The sequence below is a fragment of the Pseudomonas sp. MWU12-2319 genome (genome assembly GCF_023242525.1).
Classification (GTDB): domain Bacteria; phylum Pseudomonadota; class Gammaproteobacteria; order Pseudomonadales; family Pseudomonadaceae; genus Aquipseudomonas; species Aquipseudomonas gingeri_D.
Genome location: NZ_JALJES010000017.1, coordinates 114630 through 136279 on the forward strand (window position 1 = coordinate 114630; position 21650 = coordinate 136279).

Annotated in this window: 19 protein-coding genes; 14 read left to right on the top strand and 5 right to left on the bottom strand. The window is 63.6% G+C overall.

Features of this window, described 5'->3' with window-relative positions:
- Nucleotides 1-15 precede the first annotated feature (15 nt).
- The 5 genes from M5C01_RS25145 (at nt 16) to M5C01_RS25165 (ending at nt 7334) form a co-directional block, all read left to right on the top strand.
- Nucleotides 16-2691, top strand: coding sequence for a TonB-dependent receptor (locus M5C01_RS25145; RefSeq protein WP_152741283.1), 2676 nt, complete (start codon nt 16-18; stop codon nt 2689-2691).
- A gap of 189 nt (nt 2692-2880) precedes the next feature.
- Entirely contained in the window at nt 2881-3894 is a 1014-nt protein-coding gene (locus M5C01_RS25150) for an ABC transporter substrate-binding protein (protein ID WP_152741282.1), read from the top strand.
- Nucleotides 3894-4826 (top strand): aliphatic sulfonate ABC transporter substrate-binding protein, encoded by a 933-nt coding sequence (locus M5C01_RS25155; RefSeq protein WP_152741281.1) that lies wholly within the window; start codon nt 3894-3896, stop codon nt 4824-4826. Before M5C01_RS25150 ends, M5C01_RS25155 begins: the two co-directional genes overlap by 1 nt.
- 22 nt (nt 4827-4848) lie before the next feature.
- Nucleotides 4849-5853, top strand: a complete 1005-nt coding sequence (locus tag M5C01_RS25160; RefSeq protein WP_152741280.1) for an ornithine cyclodeaminase family protein — start codon at nt 4849-4851, stop codon at nt 5851-5853.
- On the top strand, nt 5850-7334 hold the full coding sequence (locus M5C01_RS25165) for an aromatic amino acid lyase (protein WP_152741279.1): 1485 nt from the start codon (nt 5850-5852) through the stop codon (nt 7332-7334). Before M5C01_RS25160 ends, M5C01_RS25165 begins: the two co-directional genes overlap by 4 nt.
- A 4-nt stretch (nt 7335-7338) precedes the next feature.
- Here the strand turns inward: M5C01_RS25165 and gstA are convergent, their stop codons facing one another.
- Nucleotides 7339-7944, bottom strand: a complete 606-nt coding sequence (gstA, locus tag M5C01_RS25170) for a glutathione transferase GstA (RefSeq protein WP_152741278.1) — start codon at nt 7942-7944, stop codon at nt 7339-7341.
- A gap of 128 nt (nt 7945-8072) precedes the next feature.
- Here gstA and M5C01_RS25175 point away from each other — a divergent pair, with 128 nt between their 5' ends.
- The gene (locus M5C01_RS25175) at nt 8073-8939 is read left to right on the top strand and encodes a LysR substrate-binding domain-containing protein (RefSeq protein ID WP_152741277.1); all 867 of its coding nucleotides are present in this window, start codon (nt 8073-8075) and stop codon (nt 8937-8939) included.
- A 180-nt stretch (nt 8940-9119) separates the two neighbouring features.
- Here the strand turns inward: M5C01_RS25175 and M5C01_RS25180 are convergent, their stop codons facing one another.
- Together M5C01_RS25180 and M5C01_RS25185 are read right to left on the bottom strand one after the other, a co-directional pair.
- A complete protein-coding gene (locus M5C01_RS25180) occupies nt 9120-9677 on the bottom strand; it encodes a hypothetical protein (RefSeq protein WP_103498858.1) in 558 nt (185 codons plus the stop codon).
- Nucleotides 9678-9846: 169 nt separating this feature from the next.
- A complete protein-coding gene (locus M5C01_RS25185; protein WP_152741276.1) occupies nt 9847-10581 on the bottom strand; it encodes an NAD(P)-dependent oxidoreductase in 735 nt (244 codons plus the stop codon).
- Between the two features lie 168 nt (nt 10582-10749).
- On the opposite strand from M5C01_RS25185, the gene M5C01_RS25190 reads away from it, so the two are divergent.
- Nucleotides 10750-11394 carry a DUF998 domain-containing protein gene (locus M5C01_RS25190; protein WP_152741275.1) on the top strand — a complete coding sequence of 215 codons (645 nt, stop codon included), beginning with the start codon at nt 10750-10752 and terminating at the stop codon, nt 11392-11394.
- A 51-nt stretch (nt 11395-11445) separates the two neighbouring features.
- Here the strand turns inward: M5C01_RS25190 and M5C01_RS25195 are convergent, their stop codons facing one another.
- The gene (locus M5C01_RS25195) at nt 11446-12477 is read right to left on the bottom strand and encodes a LacI family DNA-binding transcriptional regulator (RefSeq protein ID WP_103498855.1); all 1032 of its coding nucleotides are present in this window, start codon (nt 12475-12477) and stop codon (nt 11446-11448) included.
- A 227-nt stretch (nt 12478-12704) separates the two neighbouring features.
- Between M5C01_RS25195 and M5C01_RS25200 the strand changes: the two genes are divergently transcribed.
- Together M5C01_RS25200 and M5C01_RS25205 are read left to right on the top strand one after the other, a co-directional pair.
- Nucleotides 12705-13238, top strand: coding sequence for a gluconokinase (locus tag M5C01_RS25200; RefSeq protein WP_103498854.1), 534 nt, complete (start codon nt 12705-12707; stop codon nt 13236-13238).
- A gap of 84 nt (nt 13239-13322) precedes the next feature.
- The gene (locus tag M5C01_RS25205; protein ID WP_152741274.1) at nt 13323-14675 is read left to right on the top strand and encodes a GntP family permease; all 1353 of its coding nucleotides are present in this window, start codon (nt 13323-13325) and stop codon (nt 14673-14675) included.
- Nucleotides 14676-14744: 69 nt separating this feature from the next.
- On the opposite strand, the gene alaC is transcribed toward M5C01_RS25205, so the two are convergent.
- Nucleotides 14745-15965, bottom strand: a complete 1221-nt coding sequence (gene alaC / locus M5C01_RS25210) for an alanine transaminase (RefSeq protein WP_103498852.1) — start codon at nt 15963-15965, stop codon at nt 14745-14747.
- Nucleotides 15966-16181: 216 nt separating this feature from the next.
- On the opposite strand from alaC, the gene M5C01_RS25215 reads away from it, so the two are divergent.
- The 5 genes from M5C01_RS25215 to kdpB all read left to right on the top strand — a co-directional run bounded on the left by M5C01_RS25215 (nt 16182) and on the right by kdpB (nt 21616).
- Nucleotides 16182-16679, top strand: a complete 498-nt coding sequence (locus M5C01_RS25215) for a GyrI-like domain-containing protein (RefSeq protein ID WP_103498851.1) — start codon at nt 16182-16184, stop codon at nt 16677-16679.
- A 177-nt stretch (nt 16680-16856) separates the two neighbouring features.
- A complete protein-coding gene (locus M5C01_RS25220) occupies nt 16857-16955 on the top strand; it encodes a potassium-transporting ATPase subunit F (RefSeq protein ID WP_103498850.1) in 99 nt (32 codons plus the stop codon).
- A 167-nt stretch (nt 16956-17122) separates the two neighbouring features.
- Nucleotides 17123-18829: a potassium-transporting ATPase subunit KdpA gene (gene kdpA, locus M5C01_RS25225; protein WP_152741272.1), complete on the top strand. Its 1707-nt coding sequence runs from the start codon at nt 17123-17125 to the stop codon at nt 18827-18829.
- Between the two features lie 10 nt (nt 18830-18839).
- Entirely contained in the window at nt 18840-19529 is a 690-nt protein-coding gene (gene kdpC, locus M5C01_RS25230) for a potassium-transporting ATPase subunit KdpC (RefSeq protein WP_152741271.1), read from the top strand.
- Nucleotides 19530-19549: 20 nt separating this feature from the next.
- On the top strand, nt 19550-21616 hold the full coding sequence (gene kdpB, locus M5C01_RS25235) for a potassium-transporting ATPase subunit KdpB (protein WP_152741349.1): 2067 nt from the start codon (nt 19550-19552) through the stop codon (nt 21614-21616).
- Nucleotides 21617-21650: the final 34 nt, after the last annotated feature.

Here is a 21650-nt window from a genome sequence, read left to right on the forward strand (position 1 = left end):
GCGCTGTTCGATTCCATGGGGGGAATCACTTTGCGTCCGTACAACACCAACACCGCAGTACGCCGTTCACTGCGCAGTTTTGCCATCGCACCCTTGGCCGGGCTGTTTCTCACCTGTGCCTACGGCGCCGAAGAAGCCCGGCAGGTTTATCACATCGCACCCGGTCCGCTGGACGAGGTGCTGCTCAATATCAGCCGGCAAAGCGGCCAGGTGATTTCCTTCACGCCGCAATTGAGCAACTACTCGTCGGCCCAGGTGGACGGTTCCCTGTCGGCCCGGCAGGCGGTGAACGAAGCCTTGCGTGGGACCGGCCTGCAATTGCAGGTCAGCCCCGAAGGCGCGTTCATCATCAAGGAGGGCGCCGCTTCGAGCCAGGCTGCCAGCACCGCCAAGGCCGCTACGCGCAGCAGCGATGCCGCCGCGCCGACCCTCGACCGCGTGGTCGCCATCGGCACACGGCGCAGCGATGCCACGGCCCTGACCAGCACCGCGCCGGTGGACGTGATCAACGCCGAGGAGCTCAAGCAGACCGGTGCCACCAGCCTCAACCAGGCCTTGTTCCAACTGCTGCCGTCCTTCAACTTTCCGCAGAACCAGAGCGCGACCCGTGGCCAGGACCCCAAGGGAGCGTCCTTGCGCGGGTTGGCCCCGGACCAGACCCTGGTACTGATCAACGGCAAGCGCCGGCATGCCTCGGCGGTGGTGAACATCTCCGGCGGCGTGCCCTTCGTGGGCGCGCAGCCGGTGGACCTGGACATGATCCCGATCAGCGCCATCGACCATGTCGAAGTGCTGCGCGACGGCGCCTCGGCGCAATACGGCTCCGACGCCATCGCCGGGGTGATCAACATTGTGCTCAAGGAGCGCGACAGCGGCGGCCAGATCAATACCCAACTGGGAAAATTCGCCCAGGGCGACGGTTTCTCCAAGGCCGCAGACGGCTGGTATGGCGTGGGCCTGCCGGGGGATGGTTTCCTGACCCTGAGTTTCAACAGCCTGAACAACAAACCCGATGATATCGGCGACAGCTACCAGGCCAACGGCCAGACCCAGGACCCACGCTGGGGCGGCGCCGGACGTGACAAGTACAACCTGGCGGCCAACGCCGAGATCGGCTTGAGCGATCAATGGCGTCTCTACAGCTTTGCCACCTTCGGCCAGGACACCTCGGTCAACAACACGCCGCCGTTGCTGGCGGGCAACCCGAACAACGTGGCGGCGATCTACCCCAATGGCACCATTCCCAAGTACCGCTATCGCTATGAAGACGGCGCGCTGACCGTCGGTTCGCGCTACGAGGATGCGAGCCTGGGGCGCTTCGACCTGAGCGCCACCTACGGTCGCGATACCCATGACGAAACCGCGTTCGACACGGTCAACCCGAGCTTCGGCGCGGCCAGCCCGACCCGCTTCAATGTCGCCACGCTGATCAACGAACAGACCAACCTGACCCTGGACTACGCCAAGGACCTGGATGTGGATTGGTCAAAACATCCGCTGACGGTTTCCGCCGGTGTTGCCTATCGCAACGAGCGTTATCGCCTGGAGGCGGGTGATGCCGATTCCTACTCCTTCGGTGGCATCAACGGTGTCCAGGTCGGCGCGGTGCAGGCTTCGGGCCTGACGCCGGAGGACGCCGGAACCTACAGCCGCAATGTCGGCGGGGTGTATTTCGGCCTGGAAAACCAGCTCACCGACAAATTCCAGTTCGGCCTGGCCGGGCGTACCGAGCACTATTCGGACTTCGGTTCGGCCACCACCGGCAAGGTCTCGGCGCGCTATGACTTCACCCCACGGGTCGGCCTGCGGGCCACGGTGAACAACGCCTATCGCGCCCCGACCCTGGGCCAGATCGGCACTTCCTGGACCACCACCACCAACGTCGACTCCAACGGCAACCCGGTGCTGACCCGCATGCTGCCCGCCGACAACCCGGCGGCGCGGGCGTTGGGCGCACAGCCGCTGAAGCCGGAAAAATCCACCAACTTCTCCCTCGGCCTGGTGCTGCGTCCTACCGACCAGGCCTCGCTGACCATCGATGCCTACCAGATCAGCATTCGCGATCGCCTGCTCTACAGCGGCGGTATTTCCGGGCCGCAGGCCGAGCAGATTCTCCAGGCCGCCGGCTATGGCCAGTACACCTGGGCGCAGTTCATGACCAATGCCGCCGACACCCGCACCCGGGGTATCGACATCGTCGGCAAGTACAACCTCGACCTGCAGCAGTTCGGCAGCCTGGACTTGTCGGCGGGCTACACCAAGGCCAAGACCGTGATCGAGCGGATCAACTCCAACCCCTATGGCTTTGATGTGCTGACCCGTGAAGCCCGGGGCTTCCTCGAACACGGCTACCCGGAAGACAAGCTGGTGTTCGGCGCGGTGCATCGCTACGGCGCCTGGACCGTGGCGCTGAACGAGACCCGTTATGGCCAGTACCGCAAGTATGCGACCAGCGATGCCGCGGCGCAGTACGACCAGACCTTCTCGGCGCAATGGACCACCGACCTGGACGTGAACTACGCCTTCACCAAACAGCTGCGGCTGTCGGTGGGCGCCAACAACCTGTTCGACAGCAAGCCGGACACCTTCAACCCGCAACTGCGCCAGACGGCGGGGCAGCAATACAGCTTCCTGTCGCCGGCGGCACCGGAGGGGGCCTTCTACTACACACGGCTGAGCTACGACTTCTGATTTTCAGGGCGACACATCCCTCCCTGGAGGAACGCAATCCCTGTAGGAGCAGGGCTTGCCCGCGAAGAGGCCCTCAAGATCGCTAAAAGCTTCGCGGGCAAGCCCAGCTCCTACAGGTCCGAATTCCAAGGGGAAATCCCTGTGCAGCACAACGATTGACCATGAAAACCAAACCACCACGAGGTGAACATGAAATCCATCAAGACCCTGTTCGGCGGCTCCATATTGGCCCTGAGCCTGCTGTCCCAGCCGGCACCCGCCGCTGAAAAGAACGCCCCGATCCACTTCGGCGACATCACCTGGGAGAGCGGCAGCCTGATCACCGAAGTCCTGCGACTGATCGTCGAGAAAGGCTACGGCTACTCCACCGATACCCTGCCCGGCAGCACCGTGAGCCTGGAAGCCGCCCTGGCGAAAAACGATATCCAGGTCATCGGCGAAGAGTGGGCCGGACGCAGCCCGGCCTGGGTCAAGGCCGAAAGCGAAGGCAAGGTGTTCGGCGTGGGCGACACCGTCAAGGGCGCCACCGAAGGCTGGTGGGTGCCGGAATACGTGATCAAGGGCGACCCGGCGCGGGGCATCAAGGCATTGGCACCGGACCTCAAGTCGGTGGCCGACCTGCCACGCTACAAGGACGTGTTCCGTGACCCGGAAGATCCGTCTCGCGGACGCTTCCTCAACAGCCCGACCGGCTGGACCTCGGAGATCGTCAACAGCCAGAAAATCAAGGCCTATGGCCTGAGCAACAGCTTCGTCAACTTCCGCACCGGTTCCGGCGCGGCGCTGGACGCGGAGGTGGCCTCCTCGGTCAAACGCGGCAAGCCGGTGCTTTTCTACTACTGGTCGCCGACCCCGCTGCTGGGTCGCTTCAACCTGGTGAAACTGGAGGAGCCGCCGTTCGACGCCGAAGCCTGGAAGACCCTGGCCGATGGCAACAACCCGCACCCCCGTGGTACCCGCTCGATGCCGGCGCACCTGGCGATTGGTGTGTCCGCACCGTTCAAGGCGCAGTACCCGGATCTGGTGGAGTTCTTTACCAAAGTCGACCTGCCCATCGACCTGCTGAACCGTACCCTGGCCGAGATGGGTGAAAAACGCCTGCCGCCACGCCAGGTCGCCGAAGCCTTCCTGCGTGAGCAGCCACAGGTCTGGAACGCCTGGGTGCCCGCGGCAGTGGCCCAACGTGTGAGTGGCAGCCTGTGATGTTCAAACGGTTATGCCTGTTACTGGGCTTGGGCCTGGCCAGTGCCGGCCCGCTGCTGGCCGCCGATCCCGCCACGGTGCGGATCGGCTACCAGAAGAGTTCGGTGAGCATGGTCCTGGCCCGCGAGCACCATCTGCTGGAGCAGGCATTGCCCGGCACCCAGGTGCAATGGATCGAGTTTCCCGGCGGTCCGCAACTGATCGAGGCGCTCAACGGCGGCAGTGTCGATATCGGCAACAGCGGTGATATTCCGCCGATTTTCGCCCAGGTCGCCGGCATCGACCTGCTGTATATCGGTGTCGAGCCCAGCGACGGCAAGACCGAGGCGATCATCGTGCCCAAGGACAGCCCGGTGCGGCAACTGGCCGATCTCAAGGGCAAGCGGGTCGCCTTGCTCAAGGGCTCCAGCGCCCACAATCTGTTCCTCAAGAGCCTGGTCAAGGCCGGCCTGAGTCTCAGTGACGTGAACCTGGTCTACCTGTCGCCGGCTGATGCCCGCGCCGCGTTCGAGCAGGGCAAGCTCGATGCCTGGGTGATCTGGGACCCTTACTACTCGGCCGCGCTGATGGATGGTCGGGCGCGTTTGCTCAGCGACGGCCAGGGGCTCAATTCCGGTGGCAGTTTCTATATCGCCAGTGGCACCTTTGCTCGTCAGTATCCGCAGGCTATCGGCCCGTTGCTCAAGGCCTTCGGCGGGGCCCAGCAACTGTCGTTCGACGAGCCGCAGGCGTCCATCGGCAGCATGACCCGGGTCCTCGGCCTGCAACGCGGGGTGATCGAGGGCTACTTCGCCCACCGCACCCATGCACCGCTCAAAGCGGTCGACCCGGCGACGATGCTCGACCAACAACGCACCGCCGACCGCTTCTACGCCAATGGCCTGATTCCCAAGGCGGTCCAGGTCGACCGGATCGTCTTCAAGGCCCCTTGAACCCGCAGAGGAAACCCCCTCCATGCAACCTGTCTACATCGATTTTCTCAACGGCCTGGACATCGCCGCCCTGGACCTGGGCAACGACGAAATCCTCGCCGCCATCGAAGCCAGCCTGGCCATCCAGGGGCGGGGAGAGGCGGTGATCGAGCCGCGTACCCACCTGATTCCGGGTGGCGGCATCAACGGCCACTTCAATGTGCTGCGCGGCGTATTGGGCGGCGACATCGGTTATGCCGGGGTCAAGGTGGTCGGCGATTTCGTCGACAACTACCGCAAGGGGCTGCCGTCGGAACTGGCGATCCTCAACCTGCTCGACCCGGCCACCGGCGTGCCCAAGGCGATTCTCGATGCCTCGGCGATCACTGATATGCGCACTGGTGCGGTCACCGCCATCGGCGCCAAGTACCTGGCCAATCCCGGCAGCAAGGTGCTCGGGCATATCGGTGCGCGGGGCACGGCCTACTGGAATGTGCGCCTGCTCGATCATCTGTTCGACTTCGACGAGATCCGCGTGCATTCGCGGCGCGAGGAAAGCCGCGAGGCCTTTGCCGAAAAACTGCGCCGCGACCTGGGCAAGCCGGTCACCGTGACCCATGACTGGGAAAGCACGGTGCGCGGTGCCGATATCGTGGTCGAGGCCTCGCGCCTGGACCAGCCGCAACCGCTGTTGCGTACCGAGTGGATCAAGCCCGGAGCCTTTGTCGTGCCCTATGGCACCATGAGCGCGGTGGAGCTGTCGCTGACCGATATCATGGGCAAGCTGGTGGTGGACGATTGGGGCCAGTGCAAGGGTGGCATGTTCGGTTCACTGCGGGCTCATGTGGAGGCGGGCAAGCTCAGTGAGCAGACCCTGCACGCCGAATTGGGGCAGATTGTCGCCGGCTTGAGGAGCGCGCGGCAGAGTTCCGAGGAAACCATTCTGTTCTGGCACCGGGGCCTGAGTCTGAGTGATATCGCCCTGGGGCATGCGTTGTTGCAGAAGGCGACGCGTCTGGGGATCGGCCAGCGATTGAGGTTCGCATGACGGCGGTCGAGCTGGACGGACAAGGTCTGGCGCTGGAGGACTGGCTGCGGGTGGTACGCGATGGCGCGCCGCTGGTTTTCAGTACCGCCGCGGGCCAGCGGATCGCCGACGGGCATGCCTTGTTGCTGTCTCGCGCCGAAACCGGGGAGGCGATCTATGGCGTGACCACCGGCCTCGGCGCGGCGGTGGATGTGCGTTTGCCGCTGGATGATGGGCAGCTGCAGCAGCTTATTCCCCTGGGGCGCGCGGTGGGTGTCGGACGCCTGGCGAGTGCCGAGGAGGTGCGGGCGATTCTGTGCTCGCGCCTGGCGGGATTGGCCCAGGGCCGCTCGGGGATTTCCCCGGCCACGGCGGATGCGTTGCTGGGCTTGCTTGAGGCCGGGATCTATCCCGAGGTGCCGTTGACCGGTTCCATCGGCGAAAGTGATCTGGCGCCGCTGGCCCATCTGAGCCTGGCCTTGCTGGGGCAGGGTTGGGTGAGCTGGCGCGGCGAGCGTTTGTCGGCGGCCGAGGCGCTTTCGCGCAATGGGCTTGAGCCGGCCCGGTTGATCGGCAAGGACGGTCTGGCGCTGGTCTCGGCGAATGCCGCCAGCATCGGATTGGGCGCCCTATTGGTGGCTGAGGCTGAGCGTGCGCTGGAGACTTTGCTGGCGGCCTTGGCGCTGTCCTGCGAGGGCTATCGCGCCAATCTCAGTCCGTTCCAAGCCTGGGCGTCGCGTTTGCGTCCGGCGGCGGGGCAGAGCGAAGCCTCGGCGGCCTTGCTGGCGCTGCTGGCCGCCGGCGAGCTGAATGAAGAAGGGGCGGCGAGGCGCTTGCAGGACCCCTTGAGTTTTCGCTGTGCAACCGTGGTCCAGGGCGCGGCGCTGCAGGCGTGGCAGCAGTTGCGCGATACCGTGGCGCTGGAGTTGGCGAGTGGCGCGGACAACCCGGCCTTGATCGTCGAGGCGCAGAGCGTGTTGGCCAATGCCAATTTCGACAGCACCCACCTGGCCTTGGCCGGGGAGGGACTGGGCCTGGCCTTCAGTCGGCTGGCGGCCTGTTCGGCGGAGCGCATGGCCAAGCTGCTGTCGCCGGGCTCCAGCGAACTGCCGCGCTTTCTGATCGAGCAACCGGGGCATGTGGGCCTGGCGGCCTTGCAGCGCACGGCGTCGGCGTTGGTGGCGAAGATCGGCCATCTGGCCAATCCATTGCCGGCGGTGAGCATTGCGGTGGCAGATCGGGTGGAGGATTACGCCGGACAGGCACTGGCGGTGATCGAGAAAACCCGTGAGCTGACGCGGCACCTGACCACGCTGGCGGCCATCGAGCTGATTGTCGCGGCGCAGGCGGTGGACCTGCGCGGCGCATTGCGTCTGGGGGAGGGCAGTGGGGCGATCTACCGGGCAGTGCGCAGTCAGGTGGCGCGGCTCGACCATGATCGCCCAACTGCCTGGGATGTCGAGGCGTTGCTGGGATTGATCGAGACGCGGGGGATCACCTGATGACTCAGGCCACCAGTTCTACCGCCAGCGCAGCGATCACCGCCGGGCGCTGATCGATCCTGGCCATGAATCGTTGCAGTGCCGGCCACGGTCCCAGGTCCAGGCCAAGGAAGGCCGTCCAGCGCAGCACGGTGAACAGGTAGGCATCGGCCACGCTGAAGTGCTCGCCCAGCAGGTAGTCGCGCTGCTCCAGCATCGTGCTCAGCAAGGCGAAACGCTTGTACAGCTTCTCCCGGAAAATCGCCTTCACTTCATCCGGTATCGCACTGTTGAACAATGGCCCCATCCCGCCATGCACTTCGCCGGAAATGAAGTTCAGTGCTTCCTGCAAACGTGAGCGCTCCCAGCTGCCATTGAGCGGTGCCAGTCCGGCCTCGGGCTTGAGATCCGCGAGAAACTGCACGATGGCCACGCCTTCGGTGAGCACCTGGCCATTGTCCAATTGAAGGGCGGCCACATAACCCTTGGGATTGATCTTGAGGAAGTCCTCTCCGTGCTCGGTGACTTTGCTCTGGTTGTCGACCCGTACCAGTTCGAAGGGCAGGCCCAGCTCGCGCAGGACAATATGCGGTGACAGCGAGCAGGTGTTTGGGACGTAGTACAGCTTCATGACAATGAGACTCCCTGAATAGGAACTGTGTTCAGCCTTGACGGCCTTGGCGAGCGGCAGTGTCATATGGCGCCCTGACCTGGGTAAAATTAATTCTTGAGAAATCAGCCATAAGGTCAGCTACTGTCATGATGAATCTGCTGCATTGGCGTTTACTGGTAGCGGTACTCGATACCGGCACCCTGACCCGGGCCGCCGAACAGGTCGGCATGACCCAATCGGCGGCCAGTCAGGCGCTGGCGGCGATGGAACAGACCCTCGGCGTCCAGCTGTTCACCCGCCATGCCCGCGAGTCATTGCCCACCGCCATCGGCCAGCAGGTCCTGGCCCAGGCGCGGGTGATGCTTGCGGCTCTGGAAAACATTCGCCAGTTGGTCGACAGCGAGAAAGGACTGGTCGGTGGCAGTATTCGCCTGGCGAGTTTTCCGATGATCCTGGGCTCCTTGCTGCCACCGCTGTTGCGTCAGTTCCGCCAGCGCCATCCCGGTATCGAAGTGGTGGCGCTGGAGGTCAGCGACCATGAAGTGCAGGCCATGCTCGCCAATGACACCGTGGATGTCGGCGTGGTGCTCAACCCCGACATCGAAAGTGGCGCTCTGGAGTTGGGGCACGACACCTGGGTCGCGGTGGTTCCCATGGCCCATCGACTGGCCGCCAGGGGCGCCGATGGCTGCGTGAGCCTGGCCGAGTTGGTCGCAGAGCCCTTTGTACTGGCGACCGGCGGTTGCGCGGTCAACGCCCGGAGCATTGCCGCCGAAATCGGCCTGTCGCTGCAGGATATTCGCGTCGAGGTCCGTGAGTGGAGCAGCGCCTACACCCTGGTGCGGGAAAACCTCGGCGTGACGCTGGTTCCCGAACTGGCCCTGCCTGCCGAGCGCAAGGGCCTGCGGGTGTTGCGCCTGGAGGTGCCGATCGAACGACGCTTCGGCTTGCTGCCGTCGGCCGTGGGGGCTCGCTCGGCGGCGGTGCAGGCCTTGTTCGAAATGTTACGCTGATCTACGGGGATCGGTATCGAATAAGCTGGCAACAGTTGGTTGCTGGCCACTGGTTTTTGCAGGAGCCGGCTTGCTGGCTGGACGTCAGCGATAACGCGGCAAGCCTGACACCCTGCAGTGCTTTGGCTGTCATCGCCGGCAAGCCGGCTCCCACTGAATCTGGGAACCGTGCCGGTCGGTTTACTGGCTGGCGGTGGCCAGGAAGGCTCCGGCCGCCTGCTGGTCGGCAGGGTTGGCCTTGTTGTCCGCGGTCTTCGCGTTGAACTCCATCTTCATGCGCTCGGCAATCTTGTCTTCGATGCCTTTCTGTTTTTCCGGCGACATGCTTTTCAGGTCGTCCTCGGTCAGTCCCTCTTCCTTGAGTATCTGATCACGGATGCGTTGGGCCACCGGCTTGCTCATGTAGTCCTTGAAGGCCTTCATCGCGTCGCTGTCGTTGCTCGCGGCGGCAGGCGGGGCCGTGCGGGTCGTCGGTGCGGTGGCGGTCAGGGTCGCCGGAAGCGCGACGGTCGGCACTGCCGCCTGCAGCTGCACACGGGTCTTGGCGAAGGCCGCATTGACGTTGTCGGCGATCTGGTCCGCGGCGTTCTGGGTGCCGGGGACGGTGCTGGCTGCACTGGCCGCCTGGGCATTCTGGATAAAACCACTGGACAGCGCGTTGGCGGCAGCGGTGGTCGGGTCCTGGTCCGTGCGATGGCTGGGCTGAACCACTGGGTTATAACGGGCATTGATCAACATGGGATAAACCCCTGAATGAGGGAACATGATCCGTGCGAGCAATTTGTATGCCTGTTGGTACAAACCCTGGTTTATCAAAGCCTGACGGATACATGCCGGGCAAAAAGGCGGCGGCAGGCGGAGGCACCTTGCCGCCTGGGTTGCCGCTCCCGGCAGTGCGCTTGCGGCTTCAGCGGATCGGCAGGTCGAACTCGCGGAACGCGTCGTCCACCGGTTGATAACCCAGTACCCGGACGGTCTCGCTCAGGTCCAGGCGCTTGAAGCGGTTGTTGGAAATACCGTGGGCCACCAGGTGTTGCACGCCTTTGACCTCGATGGCCTTCTGTAACAACTGCACGGCGTCGCGCGGGCTGAGCCAGGCACTCAGGTCGCGGGCGTTGCGCAGGTCATGATCGTCGGGAAACTCGAAGGCGCCGATGCGCAGGACAATGGTCGATAAGCCGTGCCGTGCCGAATAGAACGCACACAGCGCTTCGCCATAACATTTGCTCACCCCGTACAGATTGGCCGGCATCACCGGCATGCCCGGGGTGATCTGCCGGTCCACCGGGTAACCCTCGATGGTCTGGGCGCTGCTGGCGAACACCACGCGTTTGCACTGGGCGTTTGCGGCGGCCTCCAGCAGGTAGGTGGTGGCCAGGATATTGTTCGGCAGCAGCTCCTCGAAGGAGGAGTCGGCAAAAGGAATACCCGCCAGGTGCACCACCACGTCGATACCATCGACCAGGGCCGCGAGTTCTTCCTTCTCAGCCATGTCCAGGCGGACAAAGCGGTGCTCGCCGATGGCAAAGTCCGGATGGTGGCGGTCGGCGAGAACAAAGTCGTATTGGTGTTGCGTCGCCTGGAAAAACGTCTTGCCGATACGACCGCAGGCCCCGGTCAGCAATACCTTGAGTGGGTTCATATACAACTTCCGTGTAGGTTTTCCGATCTTCATATGAAGGTTATGTGACAGTTCAAGGTAGACCATGGCCGCCAGTCTGTCTGGTCGATAAATCACTGGCTCAGAGGGCGCGTGGCGTTTTACGATGGTGGCCTATCGCTTTCATTCAAGGCTCGGAGGTCCCACCAGATGCACAAGGCATTGCGTAAATTCGGCTGTGTAGCCGGGTTGTTGACGCCCTTCTGGTTGCTCGTCGGGCTGGCCTTGGCCGGGGCTCTTTATCCGGGCTACAGCCATCTCAACCAGGCCATGAGTGAACTGGGTGCGCTGGGCGCGCCGACCCACGAGTTGTCGCCGTTGATCAACAACCTGCCGTTGGGGCTGTTGTTCTTTGCCTTTGGCGTGACGGTCTTTGCCTGTTTCGAAGGGCGCGGCCTGGCGCAGATCAGTGGGGTGCTGATTGCGCTGCACGGCATCGCCAGTCTGTTCAGCGGTTACTTTTCCTGCGACGCCGGCTGCGGGTTGCAGCACCCATCCTTCAGCCAGACCGTGCATAACAGCGCGGGGCTGATGATGTTTCTGACCCTGGTGATCGCCAACGCCCTATGGGTGTATCTCGCCGCGCGCCTGCTGGGCTCGAAAGCCTTCGCCTGGTTTTCCCTGGCGTGCACCCTGGTGGCTGTGGCGGCGTTGCCGTTGATGGGGCAGGCGGTGGCGGCGGGCGAGGGCTTCGGTCTCTACCAGCGCCTGAACTACGGCGCTTCGGTGGTCTGGATCGGCGTGTTTGCCGCGCTGCTGCTGGTCAGGGAAAAGCGTCGCACCGATCAGGCTTGATGCCGCTCAATCCCCGCCGAGCCGGGGATTGATTTCTGTGCCTGAGGCCCTTCAACTGCTCTCACGCACCATCAGTTCAAAGCCCATATCCTGCACCGGCTGGGCCACCGGGTTGCCGGCCATCAAGCTCAGCATCTGTTCCGCCGCCCGCCGGCCGATGGCTTCCCGGGGCGTACGGATGCTGCTCAGGCGCGGGACCATGAAGGCCGAGCCGGGCAGGTCGTTGAAGCCCACCACCGCGACCTGCTCCGGAACCTTGATACCACAGCGTATGGCCTCCAGCAGGGCGCCCTGGGCCAGGTCGTCGTTGCCGAAGAAGATTCCGTCGACCTGCGGATGGCTCTGCATCAGTTGCAGGAACAGTTCGCCGCCCAGGCCCACCGACGAGGGGCGCGGGGTCAGCAGTTCCAGGTCCGGGTGGTACAGCCCGGCCGCCTGCAGCGCCTGGCGAAAGCCTTCGCCGCGCAGGAGCGTGCGCTGGTCCAGTTGCGCGCCGATATAGGCCAGGTGCTTGCGACCACGGGAGATCAGGTGCTCGGCCACGGTGGCGCCGGCGTTCTGTTGCGAGAAGCCGACGCAGTTCACCCCGGCGCCGGGGTCCAGGTCCATCATGTAGACGCAGGGCACGTTGCTCGCCTCGATCATCCGCCGCGCGCTTTCCGAACGGTCGAAACCGGTCAGCAACAAGCCCCGTGGCTGGTAGGACATGTAGTTGCGCAGCAGGTTTTCTTCTTCGTCGCGGGAATAGTGATAGTTGCCGATCAGCACCTCGAAGCCCCGCGGGCGCAGCACCGAGTGAATGGCTTCGAGGGTGTCGATAAACAGCAGGTTGGACAACGACGGCACCAGTACCACCACCGAATGGCTCTGGGCCGAGGCCAGGGCGCGGGCGGCCGGGTTGACCACGTAGTTCAGTTCTTCCGCCGCCTGTCGGACCTTTTCCACCAGGTCCGTGGCCACACTGCTGATGCCACGCAGGGCCCGCGACGCGGTGATCGGACTGACGCCGGCCAGGCGCGCGACTTCGCTAAGGGTAGGGCGTCCCGTGGTACGGGTATTCTTGTCGGTTTTGGTGGAGGTCATCGGACGGCTTGCCAAACAAAATTCAAGGCACTAAGGTAGCGCTGTCTCGACGAGCCTGCAATTGTTCGAGCGCGGTTGGCCTGATCGCGTCGGAGGCTGTCGTGGATGTTTAGCGCATCACCCCATAAAAATGACAAGAAAGCGTCGGTAGTCTGTGTTTTGTGCTTTGCTTTCCGAGTAATGGAAGCTTCGACAAAGACAGCGCTGTCTGCGTGCTGAGGTGTTACATGAGTCAACCCATCACTGCCCTGGTCATCATGGGCGTCTCCGGTTGCGGCAAGTCCAGTGTGGGCGAGGCCCTGTGCCGGCTCAACGGCGCGACCCAGATCGAAGGCGACAGCTTTCACCCCGCCGCCAATATTGCCAAGATGAGTGCCGGCATCCCCCTGACCGATGACGACCGTGCCGGCTGGCTCGACAGCCTGTGCGACGAATTGCGCGCGGTCCTGGCCACGGGCGGGCATCCGGTGCTGACCTGTTCGGCGCTCAAGCACAGCTACCGCGAACGCCTGCGCAGCGCGGCGCCGGGCCTGGGCTTCGTATTTCTCGAACTGAGCCGTGAAGTCGCCGCCGAGCGGGTGGCCCATCGTCCCGGGCACTTCATGCCCTCGACCCTGATCGACAGCCAGTTCGCCACCCTTGAATCGCCGGTCGGCGAGCCCCTGACCCTGGCCCTCGATGCCTCGACCCAGAGCATCGAGCGTCTGGCCCAGTCGGCTCATCGCTGGTGGCAGGCACACGGGCTGGAACGTTCGGCCTGATTTTCGTCTCGAAAAGATAGCGCTATCCCATTGGGCTATCGTCAAATCACGCAACGCATAAAAACAACAAGCAGGAGACACCTTATGTTCGGACTGTCCCACGAGACCTATCTGTTGCTGGATGCAGTGGTCACGATTATCGGGCTGATCGTGTTGATCACCCGCTTCAGGATTCACCCCTTTATCGGCTTGATCATCGCCTCGGCGTTTCTCGGCCTGACCTCGGGCATGCCCGCGGACAAGATCATCAAGGCCTTCCAGGACGGCTTCGGCGGCGTGCTGGGTTTTGTCGGGATCATCCTTGCGCTGGGGACCATGCTCGGCAAGATGATGTCCGATTCCGGCGGTGCCGATCAGATCGCCCAGACCCTGATCCGCGCCTTCGGCAAGGAGCGGGTGCAGTGGGCGATGATGTGCTCGGCGTTCCTGGTGGGCATTCCGCTGTTCTTCGAGATCGGCTTCGTGCTGCTGATTCCGCTGGTGTTCATCGTTGCGCGACGGACCGGCGTGCCGCTGATCAAGATCGGTATTCCACTGCTGGCCGGGCTTTCGGCCGTGCACGGCCTGGTGCCGCCGCATCCGGGGCCACTGCTGGCCATCGGGGTGTTCAATGCGGACATCGGCAAGACCATTTTCTACGGCCTGATCGTCGCCCTGCCGACCGCCATCATCGCCGGTCCGATCTACGGGACCTTCATCGCCAAATACATCCCGGGCAACCCTTCCCAGGAACTGGTCGACCAGTTGGCCCGTGAGCCGCAAGTGAAAGCGCTGCCGAGTTTCAGCGTGACCCTGGTCACCGTCTTGCTGCCGGTGTTCCTGATGTTGCTCAAGACCTTTGCCGACATTGCCCTGCCGGACGGGCATTTCTTCCGCATCTGGATGGACATGATCGGTCACCCGATCAGCGCCTTGCTGCTGGCCCTGCTGTTGGCGCTCTACACCTTCGGCAAGCGCCAGGGCATGGATTCCAAACGCGTGCTCAAGCTGCTCGATGCCAGCCTGGCGCCGACCGCGGCGATCATCCTGATCATTGGTGCCGGCGGTGGCTTCAAGCAGATGCTGGTGACCAGTGGCGTGGGTGACGTGATCGGGCATATCGCCGTGAATGCGCAGATTTCACCGATCCTGCTGGCCTGGCTGGTGGCGGCGGTGATCCGCATCGCCACGGGTTCGGCGACGGTGGCGACCATTACCGGGGCGGGCATCGTGATGCCGGTGGTGGACCTGATCCCAGGGGTGAACCGTGAACTGCTGGTGCTGGCGACGGGGGCGGGCTCGTTGATCCTGTCCCACGTCAACGATGCCGGGTTCTGGCTGGTCAAGCAGTACTTCAATATGACCGTGGCCGAGACGTTCAAGACCTGGACGGCCATGGAGACCATCCTGTCGGTGGTGGGGCTGGTGTTTATCCTGCTGTTGTCGCTGGTGGTCTAAACGAATCGGGGCCGACACCTGTGAAGGTGTCGGCCCCGAATCATGTGGCAAGCGCACTCGCTACACAGGTTATTCCGCGGTAGCTTTCTTCAGCAGGCCATCGGTGCGGAACATCCCGCGAATCCCGCGTACCGCCTGGCGGATGCGGTCGAGGTTTTCAATCAGGGCGAACCGCACATGGTCGTCGCCGTACTCGCCAAAGCCGACCCCCGGCGAGACGCAGACCTTGGCTTCGGCCAGCAGCTTCTTGGCGAACTCCAGCGAGCCCATCTGGGCATATTCCTCGGGAATCTTCGCCCAGACGTACATCGAGGCCTTGGGGTTCTCGACCATCCAGCCCAGTTCATGCAGGCCTTTGACCAGCACGTTGCGTCGTTGGCGATACTGCTCGGCGATATCCTTGACGCATTGCTGATCGCCCTCCAGCGCGGCGATGGCCGCCACCTGCAACGGCGTGAAGGTGCCGTAGTCGTGGTAACTCTTGATCCGCGCCAGGGCGCTGACCAACTCCGGATTGCCGACCATGAAACCGATGCGCCAGCCGGCCATGTTGTAGCTCTTGGACAGGGTGAAAAACTCCACCGCGATGTCCTTGGCACCGGGCACCTGCATGATCGACGGGGCTTTCCAGCCGTCGTAGACGATGTCGGCATAGGCCAGGTCGTGGATCACCAGCACGTCGTACTGCTTGGCCAGGGCGATCACCCGTTCGAAGAAGTCCAGTTCCACGCACTGCGCGGTGGGGTTCGAGGGGAAACCGAGAATCATCATCTTCGGCTTGGGAATGGAGCCACGGATGGCCCGCTCCAGCTCGGCGAAGAAGTCTACGCCCGGCACCAGCGGCACCGAACGGACCTGGGCGCCGGCGATCACCGCGCCGTAGATATGGATCGGGTAGCTGGGGTTGGGCACCAGCACCGTGTCGCCCTGGTCGAGGGTGGCGAGCATCAGGTGGGCCAGGCCCTCTTTCGAACCGATGGTGACGATGGCTTCGGTTTCCGGGTCGATATCGACCTGGTAGCGATCCTTGTACCAGTGGGAAATCGCCCGGCGCAGCCGTGGGATGCCCTTGGACGTGGAGTAGCCGTGGGTGTCTTCGCGCTGGGCGACGGTGACCAGTTTTTCGACGATATGTGGCGGAGTGGCGCCGTCGGGGTTACCCATGCTCAAGTCGATGATGTCTTCGCCACGACGACGGGCGGCCATCTTCAGCTCGGCAGTGATATTGAATACGTAGGGGGGGAGTCGATCAATGCGCGCAAAGCGGCGCGGCGAACCTGGGTCTGCCATGTAAACCTCTGACACGTAAGCGCCCGGAACCGTCCGAGCGACGTCGGCCACTGCGGTGGCCTGCGGAGCAGACAATAAGGGCGATGCTGGTCATCTGTCCAGATGGGCGACGGAAAATATTTTCCGCCGGGGGGACAAGCGTCGGGTCGCCCAACGACAGGATTATTTGCTTCTATACTGCTTTTCGGAGTTGTTTCCCCTATGGAGTTTGCCCTCATGGACGCAGCACATAACCTTGGCTACACGCAGGCCTTGCCAGCGCCACGCTTCGAGCACGGTCACTTTCAGTTGATTGCCGGCCTGGGCGCACGTTTTACCGCCGAGACGTCGGGATCTATCCCTGACCTGTGGGATGCCTTCGTGCCGCACATCGGAAAAGTCCCCAGCCAGGTGGGTGAGGTGACGTACGGTATCTGCTGCCATCCGGATGGCGAGGGCGGCTTCGAGTACATCGCCGGAGTGCAGATCAGCAAGCTCGACGACCTGCCTGAGCTGTATCGCTGGGTGGAATTGCAGGACCAGCAATACGCGGTGTTTGAACACCAGGGCTCCCTCGACACCCTCAAGCACACCTTCGAGGCCATCTGGAACCACTGGTTGCCGCAATCCGGCTACCTGGCGGCCGAAGCGCCGGAGTTCGAGCGCTACAGCGCCGATTTCAATCCGGAAAAAGGCACCGGCACGGTGGAAATCTGGTTGCCGATCAAGGCCTGATTCTGTGCCGCTGACGTTCCCCTTCGGCAGAAGGGGAGCGTTCTTCTATACGCCATCTTAACGTCCCCCCCGGCAATCAGTGCCCGACCTTAATACCCGCGCCCGTACCCTTTGATCTGGCTTGCGGCGCCCTTGCGTGCGCTTGAGCGAGCCGACCGATTTGGCAAGGGGACACCTGTGTTGACACTCAAACTCATCTACCTGCTCAGCGGCCTGGGCGCGGCCGGCCTGTTCGTCTATCTGGGTTACGCGCTGATCCGCGCCGAAGACTTCTGATTCCTGCGCACGCCTCGTCGCAGGCGCTTCGTGCGGTCCGCAAGGACCCTATAGAACAAGGAAACCAACCATGTACGACCTGATTTTCCTGGGCGCGACCCTGGTGTTTTTCGGCGCGACAGCCTTGTTCATTGTCGCCTTGAACAAGATTTGAACGGAGCTTGCACATGTTGACCGTACTGCTGGAATTTGCGCTGGTCCTGGGTCTGATGACCGGGCTTGCCGTCTTGATGGGGCGCTGGTTGAGCCGGGTCTTTTCTCACCCTGGCCATGCGCTGCCGGAGCGTCTGATCTATCGCCTGCTGGGCGTCGATCCACGGGAAACCATGGGTTGGGCCCGCTACGGCTCGGCGCTGCTGTTGTCCAACGGCGCGATGATGCTGCTGGGCTACCTGCTGTTGCGCCTGCAGGGTTCATTGCCGATCAATCCGCTGGGCCTGGCCGCCCAGACCCCGGACCTGGCGTTCAACACCGCCGCCTCGTTTATCACCAACACCAACTGGCAGGCCTATTCGGGCGAAACCAGCCTGTCCAACTTCAGCCAGATGGCGGTGATCACCTTCCTGATGTTTGTCGGTGCCACCTCCGGTGTGGTCGCCGCCGCCGGATTTATCCGCGGCTTGAGCCGCAGCAGCGCGACGGATATCGGCAACTACTGGGTGGACTTCACCCGCATCCTCTACCGGGTGATGTTGCCGTTGTGTTTCGCCATGGCGCTGGTCTATGTCTGGCAGGGTATGCCGCAGACCTTCTCCTCCCAGGCCCTGGCGACCACCCTTGAAGGTGCGCAACAACAACTGATCGTCGGTGCGGTCGCGAGCTTCGAGTCGATCAAGCATATCGGTACCAACGGTGGCGGCTTTTTCAGCATGAACGCCGCGCACCCGTTCGAGAACCCGACGCCACTGACCAACATCCTGCATATCTTCAGCATGTTGCTGATCCCCTCGGCGCTGACCTATGCCTTCGGCAGCCTGTTGGCCCGTCGGCGCCAGGGCTGGGTGTTCTTCGGCACCTTCCTGATGATGTTCGTCGGCTTTCTCGCGGTGGTCTATTTTGCCGAGCAGGCTGGCAACCCGCTGTTGACCCGGCTGGGCGTCGACCAACTGCTGTCGGCGACCCAGAGCGGCGGCAATATGGAAGGCAAGGAACTGCGTTTCGGCATCGCCGATACCAGTCTGTTCATCGCCACCACCACCGGCGCCACCACCGGCTCGGTCAATGCCATGCATGACTCGCTGATGCCCATGGGCGGCTTCGTGCCCATGGCGCAGATGATGCTCAACTGCGTGTTCGGCGGCGACGGCGTGGGCTTTATCAACCTGATCCAGTACGCCCTGCTGACGGTGTTCCTGGTGGGCATGATGATCGGTCGCACCCCCGAGTTCCTCGGCAAGCGCATCGAAGCCCGGGAGATGAAACTGGTGATGCTCTCGGTGCTCGCGCATCCGATCTGCATCCTCGGCTTCACCGCCCTGGCCGCGCTCTGGCCGGGCACCCTGGACAGCCTGAACAACGTCGGGCCCCACGGTTTCAGCGAGGTGCTCTACGCCTACACCTCCGGCACCGCCAACAACGGTTCGGCCTTCGCCGGGCTGAACGCCAACACCCCGTTCTTCAACACCACCATCGGCCTGGCGATGTTGCTGGGGCGTTTCTTCACCCTGCTGCCGATGCTCGCCGTGGCCGGCTCCCTGGCCTTTAAAAAGACCACGCCGGCCGGTGCCGGGACTATTCCCACCGCCACGCCGCTGTTCATGTTCCTGGTGGTGTTCGTGGTGCTGGTGGTCGGTGGTTTGACCTTCCTGCCGGCGCTCGCGCTGGGGCCAGTGGTCGAGCAGTTGCAACTGCTCTCCAGCCAGACCTACAAGTGAGGATATCTGCATGACTACGCGTATTTCCACGCCGCCGCTGGCGGTGACTCAAGGGCTGTTCCGCGGCCTGGGGCGCCCGGTGCTGGTGTCCTCGGTGATGTTCATGTTGTTGACCGGCCTGGCCTATCCGGCGCTCACCACCCTGGCGGCCAACCTGCTGTTTCCGTTCCAGGCCCAGGGCAGCCTGCTGGAGCGCGACGGCCAGGTGGTCGGCTCGGTGCTGATCGGCCAGGCGTTCAGCCGCCCGGAGTATTTCCAGGCCCGCCCCAGCGTGACCCAGAGCGTCGATCCGAACGACGCCAGCAAGACCGTGACCACGCCCTACAACGCCGGCCTCAGCGGGGCCAGCAACCTGGGCCCGACCAGCCAGCGTCAGCTCGACGCGGTCAAGGAGCGGGCCGTGGCCTATCGCGCCTCGAACGGCCTGGACCCGCAAGCGCCGGTGCCGGTCGACGCGGTGACGGCTTCGGCGTCCGGCTTGGACCCGCATATTTCAGTGGCCAACGCGCTGATCCAGGCGCGGCGCGTCGCACCGCTGCGGCAGCTGTCCGAAGACGCCCTGCTGACCTTGGTCCGGACGTCGACCGAGACGCGTACCTTCGGCCTGCTCGGCGAGCCGCGAGTCAATGTGCTGCAACTCAACCTGGCGCTGGATGCCTTGGCGACACCCCGCCAGTCCCCAGTCGTCGTCACTGAGTAAGAGAATCGATCATGAGTGACATGAAAGCCCGTTTGCCTTTGTTCGACCGCGAGCTGTTGCTGGCCGCCGGCGTGGATGCCTTCCGGAAACTGCTGCCCCAGGCCCAGTGGAAAAATCCGGTGATGTTCGTGGTGTACCTCGGCAGCCTGCTCACCACCTTGTTGTGGGTGCAGTCCTGGGGCGGCCAGGGCGAGGCACCGAGTGGTTTTATCCTGAGCATCTGCCTGTGGCTGTGGTTCACCGTGCTGTTCGCCAACTTCGCCGAAGCCCTGGCCGAGGGGCGGAGCCGCGCACAGGCGGCGAGCCTGCGCGGGATGAAGCGCCAGACCCTGGCCAAGGTCCTGCAAAAGCCGCGTCATGGTGCGCAATGGTTGCCGATGGCGGCCAGCGAGTTGCGCAAGGACGCGGTAGTGCTGATCGAGGCCGGCGACCTGGTGCCCCTCGATGGCATCGTTATCGAGGGCGTGGCGTCGGTGGATGAAAGCGCGATCACTGGCGAATCGGCTCCGGTGATCCGTGAGGCCGGTGGTGATTTCTCTTCGGTGACCGGTGGCACCCGGGTTCTCTCGGACTGGCTGGTGGTGCGTATCAGCGTCAATCCCGGCGAATCCTTTCTCGACCGGATGATCTCCATGGTCGAATCGGCCAAGCGCCAGAAGACCCCCAACGAAGTGGCCCTGACCATTCTGCTGGTGGGGCTGACGGCCTTGTTCCTGCTGGTGATCGTCACCCTCAGCCCGTATTCGATCTTCGCCGTGGTCATGAGCGGCAGCGGCAGTGTGGTCAGCGCGACGGTGCTGGTGGCCTTGCTGGTGTGCCTGATTCCCACCACCATCGGCGGCCTGCTCTCGGCCATCGGCGTGGCGGGCATGAGCCGGATGATGGCGGCCAATGTGATCGCCACCTCCGGGCGCGCGGTGGAAGCGGCCGGCGATGTCGACGTGTTACTGCTGGACAAGACCGGCACCATCACGCTCGGCAATCGCCAGGCCAGTGCCTTCCTGCCGGCACCGGGGATGAAAGAGCGTGAACTGGCCGAGGCGGCGCAACTGGCGTCCCTGGCCGACGAAACACCGGAAGGGCGCAGCATCGTGCTGTTGGCGCGACAGAAGTTCGAGCTCAATGAGCCGGATCTGGAAAGCCTGAACGCCAGCTTCGTCGCATTCACCGCCCAGACCCGCATGAGCGGCGTCGACCTGGCCGATGGCCGGATGATCCGCAAAGGTGCGGCCGATGCGATTCGCCGGCATATCGAGGCACTGGGCGGTGGTTTCCCGGCGGCCCTGCAAGCGCGGGTGGATGAAGTCTCACGGCGCGGCAGCACACCGCTGGTGGTGGCCGAGGGCGCGCGGGCCCTTGGGGTGATCGAGCTCAAGGACGTGGTCAAGGCCGGCATCAAGGAGCGGTTCGGCGAGTTGCGACGCATGGGTATCAAGACCGTGATGATCACCGGCGACAATCCGCTGACTGCGGCGGCGATTGCGGTGGAAGCCGGGGTCGATGACTACCTGGCCGAGGCCCGGCCGGAAGACAAGCTGCAACTGATCCGTGACTACCAGGCCCAGGGCAAGCTGGTGGCGATGACCGGCGATGGCACCAACGACGCCCCGGCGCTGGCCCAGGCCGACGTCGCGGTGGCGATGAACAGCGGCACCCAGGCGGCCAAGGAAGCGGGGAACATGGTCGATCTGGACAGCAATCCGACCAAACTGATCGAGGTGGTCGAGGTCGGCAAGCAGATGCTGATGACCCGTGGCGCCCTGACCACTTTCAGCGTGGCCAACGATGTGGCGAAGTATTTTGCTATTGTGCCGGCGGCGTTCGTGGCGACTTACCCGCAGCTCGGCGCCTTGAACGTGATGCACCTGGGCAGCCCGAACTCGGCGATCCTCAGCGCGGTGATCTTCAATGCCCTGATCATCGTGTTCCTGATCCCGCTGGCGCTCAAGGGCGTGGCCTACCGGGCCATCGGCGCGGCGGCGCTGCTCAATCGCAACCTGCTGATCTATGGACTGGGCGGGGTGCTGGTGCCGTTTGCCGGGATCAAGCTGATCGATATGCTGCTGGTCGGCTTGGGCGTGGTCTAGGTGACCGGCATGGGTGCGTCTGACAAGGAATGAC